Source organism: Nostoc mirabile CHAB5784 (genome assembly GCF_020829645.1).
Lineage (GTDB): Bacteria > Cyanobacteriota > Cyanobacteriia > Cyanobacteriales > Nostocaceae > Nostoc > Nostoc mirabile.
Genome location: NZ_JAIVFS010000282.1, coordinates 1 through 2,366, shown reverse-complemented (window position 1 = coordinate 2,366; position 2,366 = coordinate 1). Strand labels below are relative to the sequence as shown.

At 40.0% G+C, this 2,366-nt stretch carries 2 protein-coding genes and 2 pseudogenes; all 4 read left to right on the top strand.

From position 1 onward, the window contains the following. The first annotated feature begins 290 nt into the window (after positions 1-290). On the top strand, positions 291-1,115 hold the full coding sequence (locus tag LC653_RS45740; protein ID WP_229501830.1) for an SIMPL domain-containing protein: 825 nt from the start codon (positions 291-293) through the stop codon (positions 1,113-1,115). Between the two features lie 277 nt (positions 1,116-1,392). Further along, positions 1,393-1,659 (top strand): hypothetical protein, encoded by a 267-nt coding sequence (locus LC653_RS45735; protein WP_229501829.1) that lies wholly within the window; start codon positions 1,393-1,395, stop codon positions 1,657-1,659. Positions 1,660-2,110: 451 nt separating this feature from the next. Next, positions 2,111-2,239 (top strand): annotated as a pseudogene (locus LC653_RS45730) (RNA-guided endonuclease TnpB family protein); the annotation flags it as partial. A 2-nt stretch (positions 2,240-2,241) separates the two neighbouring features. Beyond that, positions 2,242-2,366 (top strand): annotated as a pseudogene (locus LC653_RS45725) (IS607 family transposase); the annotation flags it as partial.

The following is a 2,366-nucleotide window of genomic DNA, read 5'->3' as shown; positions in this document are numbered from 1 at the left end:
CATCGCAGTACTGATCTACCACGGTGATCGTGGAGGTAGCCGTTCTTGAACCCAATTAAATACCCTTGCTAAGTTAAACTGTTAGTAATTAATTATACTCTCATGAGAGTAATAAAAGAGCGCTAATGACTTCGATTTCCCTACGGCTATGAAAACGAGCGATCGCAGGAGCGTGTCGGAAAGACTTGCGATGTTTTCGTAGACGTGGGATGAGTTAATATTTTTTTAAGTATATTCCCCTTGAGGTGTAAACTTTGACAATTACTAGGTTCAAAGGATATTCCCAGGACATGAGAAAAATAACTGCTCTAATGGTGGTAAGTATTACCATGACTGTCGGGGTGGGAGCATTAACGCCCAAAGTCACTAATGCCCAATTATTTTACCCACCAGCAAGCGATCGCCATTCATTAATGGTAATCGGTCAAGGGGCCGTGAGAGTGCCAGCAGATACAGCCGATATTGAATTGGTATTCAGTAGGGGAGCTAGCACTGATCAGTTAGAAACGCAACCGTCATCTCTACCCGAAACCCGCCGCATATCCTCACCAACTCTACTTTTAAATTACAAAACAGCAGCAGAATCTTTACCAAGCAAAAAATCACTAACTAAAGCAACTCTTCAGCCTGTAGTTAATAGCCTAGTTGCCAAAGGGATTAATGCTGATAAGATTCAAGTGCAAATTAGCACAAATTCCAGTGAAAATAACGCAAAGATATTGGTGAGACTCGAAAAACCAACACGCGAGCGCGTGCAGGAAATTGTTGGTACAGCAAACAAAGCAACAAGCGAAATTGAAAATCTTTCTGTCAAGAGTGTGGGCGTTGAGTATGCAGTAAATGATTGTCAGGCTTTACAGAGTTCAGTTTATCAATCAGCGATGAAAGACGCTCAAAGTCGCGCTCAGGCTTTAGCAACTGCTATGGGTGTTAAACTTGGTACTCCTTCTGTAGCCGAACCTTTTTATACATTATTGTATCCCTCATGTAGTTCCAAAACTGGAGTTCCTTTACCGTCATTTGTTAGTTTTTTATTATCACCGACTTATAATCCAGATGCTGCGGCGGAAGTAGAGATGAAAAAGGATATTTTTGTGACATATACAACGAAATAAACATTTATATTTAGTGCGATCGCACTTTGATTGAGTCAAGATTAAAAGTGCGATCGCTTAACTATTTTGCTTTGCCCGTAAGCACTCACTGTTATGAGTCAGTTGATAGAATATCAATAAGTTAGCTGGTTAAATCTAAAAAATGTCAACAGTGAAAGTTGAAATACAACTATCTTATGAAGAACTACTAAAGGCAGTTGAGCAGTTAAATTAACCAGATTTAGAGCGATTTGTATCTCAAGTTCTCGCCTTACAAGCGCAACGAAAAGCTTCTAGCTTGCCGCAAACCGAGGCTGAATTGTTACTTAAAATTAATCAAGGTATTCCTTCAGATACTCAGAACCATTACAACGAATTACTTAGTAAAAGAGAGGCTGAAAATATCACAAGCAATGAATATAGAGAGTTATTGAACTTAACTGAACAGATAGAAAAACTGCAAGCACAACGCATTGAATATTTAGCAGAGTTGGCGCGTCTGCGTGGTATTTCACTTATTGCTTTGATGGAAAATTTAGGAATTCAGACGCAAATGTATGTCTGAAAATCGAGTCACGATGCAACAGAAAAAGGCTGTTGCTGAACGTGCGAAAGGATGCTGTGAGTATTGTCGAAGCCAAGTACGTTTTGCAATTCAGCCGTTTTCAGTAGAGTTTAGATTAGATAGGTAATTTTAAACACCAATAATGAAAAAACTCCAGAAATATTTGTGGCAAATCTGGAGCCAGGAAAGATACGCATTTACCTATACCAAATTTTCACCGTAAGAGAATCCTACGTCATCAGGGTATACACTCAAATGTAAATAAAAGTCTATGAGGACAAACCACTGTGCTTCTCGTTTACCGAGTTATCCGTGCCGAGAAAGCCCCTAAATTCTATTTATGGGGGCTAGGCACGGGCGATTTTAAGACGCTCGATGACTCGCTAACGCTACGCTATCGCCGTGATACTGTCTCTTGTGATATAATTACGTTAGTGTACCTGACGTAATAATGCTGGTATTTGAGGCAAAGCTTGAAGGGACGAAAAAGCAGTATCAATCGCTAGACGAGGCGATTAGAACTGCTCGTTTTGTTCGCAATGCCTGCCTGAGATACTGGATGGATAACCAAGATATTGGCGCTCTGGAATGTCAGACAGCCGACCTAAATTATTGCGGCTGTTTCAATTAGTAATCAACCATGAAATTACTAGAGTGGTTGTGGAATACAAAGACAGGTTAACTAGGTTTAATTTTGGGATTTATCG